At 58.7% G+C, this 7,538-nt stretch carries 6 protein-coding genes and 2 rRNA genes; 2 read left to right on the top strand and 6 right to left on the bottom strand.

Annotation, left to right across the window (positions count from 1 at the left end; translation table 11 throughout):
- A partial coding sequence (locus tag HWX08_RS34085; protein ID WP_175869760.1) for a 3-hydroxybutyrate dehydrogenase occupies positions 1-759 on the bottom strand: 759 nt, incomplete at its 3' end.
- Positions 760-923: 164 nt separating this feature from the next.
- Between HWX08_RS34085 and HWX08_RS34090 the strand changes: the two genes are divergently transcribed.
- Both HWX08_RS34090 and HWX08_RS34095 read left to right on the top strand, forming a co-directional pair.
- Entirely contained in the window at positions 924-1,895 is a 972-nt protein-coding gene (locus HWX08_RS34090) for a potassium channel beta subunit family protein (protein WP_069257162.1), read from the top strand.
- A gap of 112 nt (positions 1,896-2,007) precedes the next feature.
- Positions 2,008-2,853, top strand: a complete 846-nt coding sequence (locus HWX08_RS34095) for a 23S rRNA (adenine(2030)-N(6))-methyltransferase RlmJ (RefSeq protein ID WP_174923019.1) — start codon at positions 2,008-2,010, stop codon at positions 2,851-2,853.
- Between the two features lie 15 nt (positions 2,854-2,868).
- Here HWX08_RS34095 and HWX08_RS34100 read toward each other — a convergent pair whose 3' ends face one another.
- From HWX08_RS34100 to HWX08_RS34120, 5 genes are all read right to left on the bottom strand, one after another.
- The gene (locus HWX08_RS34100; RefSeq protein ID WP_174923022.1) at positions 2,869-3,204 is read right to left on the bottom strand and encodes a hypothetical protein; all 336 of its coding nucleotides are present in this window, start codon (positions 3,202-3,204) and stop codon (positions 2,869-2,871) included.
- A 146-nt stretch (positions 3,205-3,350) separates the two neighbouring features.
- Positions 3,351-3,497: a DUF3563 family protein gene (locus HWX08_RS34105; protein ID WP_006478295.1), complete on the bottom strand. Its 147-nt coding sequence runs from the start codon at positions 3,495-3,497 to the stop codon at positions 3,351-3,353.
- A gap of 215 nt (positions 3,498-3,712) precedes the next feature.
- Positions 3,713-4,117, bottom strand: coding sequence for a Cu(I)-responsive transcriptional regulator (cueR, locus tag HWX08_RS34110; protein WP_174923020.1), 405 nt, complete (start codon positions 4,115-4,117; stop codon positions 3,713-3,715).
- Between the two features lie 252 nt (positions 4,118-4,369).
- A 5S ribosomal RNA gene (gene rrf, locus HWX08_RS34115) occupies positions 4,370-4,482 on the bottom strand.
- A 155-nt stretch (positions 4,483-4,637) separates the two neighbouring features.
- Positions 4,638-7,519, bottom strand: a 23S ribosomal RNA gene (locus HWX08_RS34120).
- Between the last annotated feature and the right edge of the window lie 19 nt (positions 7,520-7,538).

Raw genomic sequence — 7,538 nt, forward strand, 5'->3', positions numbered from 1 at the left:
GAACGACTGGCCCGTGAGCGCCGCGCTCGGGAACGCCGACAGGAACAGCACCGTCTGCGCGACGTCCTGCACCGTCGTGAACACGCCGTCCACCGTATTGCCGAGCATCACCTTCTTCACCACTTCCTCTTCGCTGATCCCGAGCTCCTTCGCCTGCTCCGGAATCTGCTTGTCGACCAGCGGCGTGCGCACGAAGCCCGGACACACCACGTGCGAGCGCACGTTGTGCTTCGCGCCTTCCTTCGCCAGCACGCGGGCGAGACCCAGCAGGCCGTGCTTGGCCGTCACGTATGCCGACTTCAGCGGCGACGCTTCGTGCGAGTGCACCGAACCCATGTAGATCACGACGCCGCCGCGATCGTCCTTGTACATGTGCTTGAGCGCGGCCTTGGTCGTGAGGAACGCGCCGTCGACGTGGATCGCCTGCATCTTCTTCCAGTCGGAGAACGAGTAGTTCTCGATCGGGTTGACGATCTGGATGCCCGCGTTCGACACGAGGATGTCGACCGAGCCGAACGTGGCGGCCACCTTGTCGATGCCGCTGTTCACGGCATCCTCGTTGGTCACGTCCATCGCGACGCCGATCGCCTTGCCGCCGGCCTTGACGATCTCGTCGGCGACCGCATTGGCGCCGTCCTGGTTCAGGTCGGCGATCGCGACGGCCGCGCCCGCTTTCGCGAGCTCGAGTGCGATTTCCTTGCCGATGCCGCTCGCGGCACCCGTGACGACTGCGGTCTTGCCGTTCAGATCTGCTGCCATGTCCGTCTCCTCCCGTTGTCGGATCGATAAAACGAGCGCCCGCCGCCTCCGCTGCCATCTCGCGATCGTGGCGGCGGGCCAGCCGCCATTGTGCACGATCGGCCCCGCGGTTCGCGCGCAAAACGTCTAAGCTTAAGGTCGGTTCCGTCACGCAGGAGATTCGCATGCACTATCGACGGCTAGGCCGCTCCGGCCTGCAGATCAGCGCGCTTTCGCTCGGTTCATGGGTGACGTACGGCAATCAGGTCGACCAGCGGGTCGCCCGCGAATGCCTCGCCGCGGCACGCGACGCGGGCGTCAATTTCTTCGACAATGCCGAGGTGTACGCCGGCGGCAAATCCGAGGAAATCATGGGTCACGCGCTCAAGTCGCTCGACTGGCCGCGCGTCAGCTACATCGTGTCCACGAAGTTCTTCTGGGGGCTCGCCGAAGCACCCAACCAGTATCACACGCTGAACCGTAAATACCTGTTGAACGCGATCGACGGCTCGCTGCGCCGGCTGCAGCTCGATTACGTCGATCTCGTCTATTGCCATCGCCCCGATCCGAACACGCCGATCGAGGAAACCGTCTGGGCGATGAGCGACATGATCGTGCGCGGCAAGGCGCTGTACTGGGGCACGTCGGAATGGCGCGCCGACGAAATTCGTGCCGCTTGCGAGATCGCCGAACGGCATCACCTGCACAAGCCGGTCGTCGAGCAGCCGCAGTACAACCTGTTCCACCGTACGCGGGTCGAGCAGGAATATGCGCGGCTCTACGACGACTACGGCCTCGGCCTCACGACCTGGAGCCCGCTGGCATCGGGCCTGCTCACCGGCAAGTACCGTAACGGCGTGCCGCCCGGCAGCCGGGCGCAGTTGCAGGGTTACGACTGGATGCGCGAGCGCCTGACCGATCAGGCCGCCAACGATATCGTCGAACGACTCGGCGAAATCGCAGCCGAGCTCGGCTGCAGCACGGCCCAGCTCGCGATCGCGTGGGTGCTCGCGAATCCGCGGGTGAGTTCGGTCATCACGGGCGCGTCGCGGATCGAGCAGATCGGCGACAACATGCGCGCGCTCGACGTTGCCGCCAAACTGACGCCGGAGGTGAAGCAACGCATCGAGGAGGTGGTCGGCGATGCGTACGAGTAAGGCGATGCGCGGCCACTCGCGTACAATACGCGGCCCGCATCGGCGCCCGACCTGACGGCCGTGCACGATCGACCGCATTCATCGATTCACCTTTCGTTTCAGGCAGCCCGCCATGCTCAGTTATCGTCACGGTTTTCACGCAGGCAACCACGCGGACGTGCTCAAGCACGCCGTCGTCGTCCAGCTGCTGCGCTACCTGAACAAGAAAGACAAGTCGTACTGGTACGTCGACACGCATGCCGGTGCCGGCGTGTACTCGCTGCGCGACGGCTACGCGGCGAAGACGTCGGAATTCGACACCGGCGTCGGCCGGCTGTGGAACGAAAAGAATTTGCCGGAAGCGCTGGGCGACTATGTCGACGAAGTCCGCGCACTGAACGACGACGGCGAACTGCGCTTCTACCCCGGTTCCCCGTACATCGCATGGCGATCGATGCGCGAGCAGGACCGCATGCGCCTGTTCGAAATGCACACGACGGAAATCGACGTGCTGCGCCACAATTTCCGCGATGCGGGGCGACGCGCAATGATCTTCGCAGGCGACGGCTTCGAAGGCATCAAGGCGCTGCTGCCTCCGCCGCCGCGCCGCGCGCTCGTGCTGATCGACCCGTCCTATGAGGACAAGAAGGATTACGCGCGCACGGTCACGTGCTTGACGGAGTGTCTGAAGCGTTTCGCGACGGGCTGCTATGCGGTCTGGTACCCGCAGGTGACCCGGACGGAATCGCAGCGTTTTACCGAGCAGTTGAAGCGCCTGCAACCGAACAACTGGCTGCATCTGACGCTGACGGTGTCGAATCCGCCGACTGACGGGCTGGGTCTCTACGGCAGCGGGATGTTCATCCTGAATCCGCCGTATACGCTCGCGCAGAGCATGAACGAGGCACTGCCCTACCTGGTCGAGAAGCTCGGACAGGACAGCGGCGCCCGCTACCAGATCGAGCACCGCGGCAACTGATCGGGCGACGAGCCCTTACGGCTGAAGTCTCGGCGCGAGCCTCGGCGGGCTGGACGGCTGCCCACCCCACGCGGGGACATTGATATACGGCGCGACGAACAGCGGAACCGACGTGTTCGGCACCTGCCCTGCCGGAGCCCGCATGCCCGCCGGCTCGACGATCGGCTCGGATGACAACGGTGCGGTCTGCAGCACCAACCCGCCCTTGCCGTCCTGGATACCCCGGTGCGTATCGAGAACCAGCGGTTTGGACGACGTCGCGGCTACGGCCGCGAGTCCATGGACAAGCACCGCCGCGCCCAGAACGAGACGCGCGCGGGCACTACGACGCACATCGAGACGCAAACGCATGATCGTGTCCTTCAAGGTGAAAAGCAGGTCGATACCATAGCGCTGCACTGATGATTGCGCCAGATCCGGCGCACAAAAAACAAAGCCCCGTCAATACGGGGCTTGCTTATCGTTCGGTACCACGCGGCACCTGACGGCGACTCCGATTACAGCGAGTAGCCGTTGGTTTCCAGCGAGCGGATGCGGCTTTCGAGCTGGACGATGTCCGACGATGTGGCCAGGTAGGCCTCGCGACGTTCACGTTCTGCGGATTCAAACCAGTTGCTCAGCTTTTCGACGATGTAGGCGATCATGACGTTCTCCAAGGAAGGGGGACCCCTGGTGAATCGGTGTTCAGGGATTTCCCGTATAGGGTTATCCCGAATTATAGCGATGCCGCACCAAGATGCTAGTGAAATACTTGCATGGCAACCATTCCCAATCGGAATGACCGAGCGCCGATATCACGTAAGCCTTTGATTTTTATGGAAATCGAATTGAGGCCTGTTTCGGGCCTCGAGCATACGCACTAATTTGGTTCGCCGACGGGGTCGGACAGGCGCGCCAAAATCGGGCATTCCGGCCGCCCGTCACCATGGCAGTGCGCAGCGAGATCGGCCAGCGTGTCGCGCATGTCGCTCAGTTCCGCGATGCGTTTGTCGAGTTCGGCCACGTGCTCGAGGGCAATCGCCTTCACTTCGGCACTCGCCCGGGAACGGTCTTGCCAGAGCGTCAGCAGCTTGCGGATGTCTTCGACGAGAAAGCCGAGGCGTCGCGCCTGACGGATGAAGCGCAGGATATGGATTTCATCCGCGCCGTAGATCCGGTAGCCGGCGTCGGTACGTTTGCTCGGTGCAAGCAGGCCGACCTGTTCGTAGTACCGGATCATTTTTGCGCTGACCCCGGATTCGCGCGACGCGTCGCCGATATTCATTCCCGCTCTCTCCATCAAGCCCTGATTTCGAACTTGCACGTCGACGCGTGCAATCGCCGATGGCATTTCGATCGTATCAAATCGCCCGGTTTCTCGTTCCGGGTGAGGTTTGACTGCAGAATTGCAGTCGAGTGATCCAGCATATGTGCCGGAGAGACATGATGAATGGGCACCCTTCTCGCTCGCGCATGCATTTCCGCCGCCGAAATGCAAAAACCCCCGCCTTTCGGTCGGGGGTTTCTGGCTTAGGGAGCCTGACGATTACCTACTTTCACACGGGAATCCGCACTATCATCGGCGTAGAGTCGTTTCACGGTCCTGTTCGGGATGGGAAGGGGTGGGACCGACTCGCTATGGTCATCAGGCAAAGAGGGTTGTTCTGCTGGCGTGGCCAACAGAACCAATCTGGGAAGAAGCAGTAATTTTGAGTTGTGTGTATCGCACACGAGAATCCAACATGTCGCTTTGGATCGCGGCCAGTGCTTGCGCACGGCGCCGATCCATAAGGCAGACTTGTTATAGGATCAAGCCTTACGGGCAATTAGTATCAGTTAGCTGAACGCATTACTGCGCTTACACACCTGACCTATCAACGTCCTGGTCTCGAACGACCCTTCAAGGGGATCTAGTCCCCAGGGATATCTCATCTTAAGGCGAGTTTCCCGCTTAGATGCTTTCAGCGGTTATCTCTTCCGAACATAGCTACCCGGCGATGCCACTGGCGTGACAACCGGTACACCAGAGGTTCGTCCACTCCGGTCCTCTCGTACTAGGAGCAGCCCCCTTCAAATATCCAACGCCCACGGCAGATAGGGACCAAACTGTCTCACGACGTTTTAAACCCAGCTCACGTACCTCTTTAAATGGCGAACAGCCATACCCTTGGGACCGGCTACAGCCCCAGGATGAGATGAGCCGACATCGAGGTGCCAAACACCGCCGTCGATATGAACTCTTGGGCGGTATCAGCCTGTTATCCCCAGAGTACCTTTTATCCGTTGAGCGATGGCCCTTCCATACAGAACCACCGGATCACTATGACCTGCTTTCGCACCTGCTCGACTTGTCGGTCTCGCAGTTAAGCACGCTTATGCCATTGCACTATCAGCACGATTTCCGACCGTACCTAGCGTACCTTCGTACTCCTCCGTTACGCTTTGGGAGGAGACCGCCCCAGTCAAACTGCCTACCATGCACTGTCCCCGACCCGGATCACGGGCCAAGGTTAGAACCTCAAACAAACCAGGGTGGTATTTCAAGGACGGCTCCACCGAAACTAGCGTTCCGGTTTCATAGCCTCCCACCTATCCTACACAGATCGGTTCAAAGTCCAATGCAAAGCTACAGTAAAGGTTCATGGGGTCTTTCCGTCTAGCCGCGGGTAGATTGCATCATCACAAACACTTCAACTTCGCTGAGTCTCGGGAGGAGACAGTGTGGCCATCGTTACGCCATTCGTGCAGGTCGGAACTTACCCGACAAGGAATTTCGCTACCTTAGGACCGTTATAGTTACGGCCGCCGTTTACCGGGACTTCAATCAAGAGCTTGCACCCCATCATTTAATCTTCCGGCACCGGGCAGGCGTCACACCCTATACGTCCACTTTCGTGTTTGCAGAGTGCTGTGTTTTTATTAAACAGTCGCAGCCACCAGTTTATTGCAACCCCTTCACCCTCCCAGCGCAGGCTGGTCAAGCTACAAGGGCGTACCTTATCCCGAAGTTACGGTACCAATTTGCCGAGTTCCTTCTCCCGAGTTCTCTCAAGCGCCTTAGAATACTCATCTCGCCCACCTGTGTCGGTTTGCGGTACGGTCATCGTTAGACTGAAGCTTAGAGGCTTTTCTTGGAACCACTTCCAATTGCTTCGCTCCCGAAGGAGCTCGCGCCACACCCTTGAATTACGCACCCGGATTTGCCTAAGTGCCTTCTCCAATGCAGCGACCGGGACTTCCAACACCCGGACAACCTTCCGCGATCCGTCCCCCCATCGCATCTAACAATGGTGCAGGAATATTGACCTGCTTCCCATCAGCTACGCATTTCTGCCTCGCCTTAGGGGCCGACTCACCCTACGCCGATGAACGTTGCGTAGGAAACCTTGGGCTTACGGCGAGGGGGCCTTTCACCCCCTTTATCGCTACTCATGTCAGCATTCGCACTTCCGATACCTCCAGCACCCTTTACAAGGCACCTTCGCAGGCTTACGGAACGCTCTCCTACCATGCGAGCAAAGCTCGCATCCGCAGCTTCGGTATATAGCTTAGCCCCGTTACATCTTCCGCGCAGGACGACTCGATCAGTGAGCTATTACGCTTTCTTTAAAGGGTGGCTGCTTCTAAGCCAACCTCCTGACTGTTTTAGCCTTCCCACTTCGTTTCCCACTTAGCTATATTTGGGGACCTTAGCTGGCGGTCTGGGTTGTTTCCCTCTTGACACCGGACGTTAGCACCCGATGTCTGTCTCCCGTGATTGCACTCTTCGGTATTCGGAGTTTGCTATGGCGGGGTAATCTGCAATAGACCCCCCAACCATGACAGTGCTCTACCCCCGAAGGTGAGACACGAGGCACTACCTAAATAGTTTTCGGAGAGAACCAGCTATTTCCAGGTTTGTTTAGCCTTTCACCCCTATCCACAGCTCATCCCCTAACTTTTCAACGTTAGTGGGTTCGGACCTCCAGTACGTGTTACCGCACCTTCATCCTGGCCATGGATAGATCACCTGGTTTCGGGTCTACGCCCAGCAACTGAACGCCCTATTCGGACTCGCTTTCGCTACGCCTGCCCTATACGGTTAAGCTTGCTACTGAACGTAAGTCGCTGACCCATTATACAAAAGGTACGCCGTCACCCCTTACGAGGCTCCGACTGTTTGTATGCATGCGGTTTCAGGATCTATTTCACTCCCCTCCCGGGGTTCTTTTCGCCTTTCCCTCACGGTACTGGTTCACTATCGGTCGATCACGAGTATTTAGCCTTGGAGGATGGTCCCCCCATCTTCAGACAGGATTTCACGTGTCCCGCCCTACTTGTCGCACACCTAGTTCTTTCATACTGTTTTCGCCTACAGGGCTATCACCTGCTATGGCCGCACTTTCCAGAGCGTTCGGCTAACAATACAAATAAAGAGTGCAAGGCTCATCCCATTTCGCTCGCCACTACTTTGGGAATCTCGGTTGATTTCTTTTCCTGCGGTTACTTAGATGTTTCAGTTCACCGCGTTCGCTTCACATGGCCTATGTATTCAGCCATGGATACTCCAAAAGGAGTGGGTTTCCCCATTCGGACATCTACGGATCAAAGCTCGTTTGCCAGCTCCCCGTAGCTTTTCGCAGGCTACCGCGTCCTTCATCGCCTGTGATCGCCAAGGCATCCACCACATGCACTTGTTCGCTTGACCCTATAACGAGTCTGTCTCT

Origin of the sequence: Burkholderia metallica, from assembly GCF_902832845.1 — a bacterium.
Lineage (GTDB): Bacteria > Pseudomonadota > Gammaproteobacteria > Burkholderiales > Burkholderiaceae > Burkholderia > Burkholderia metallica.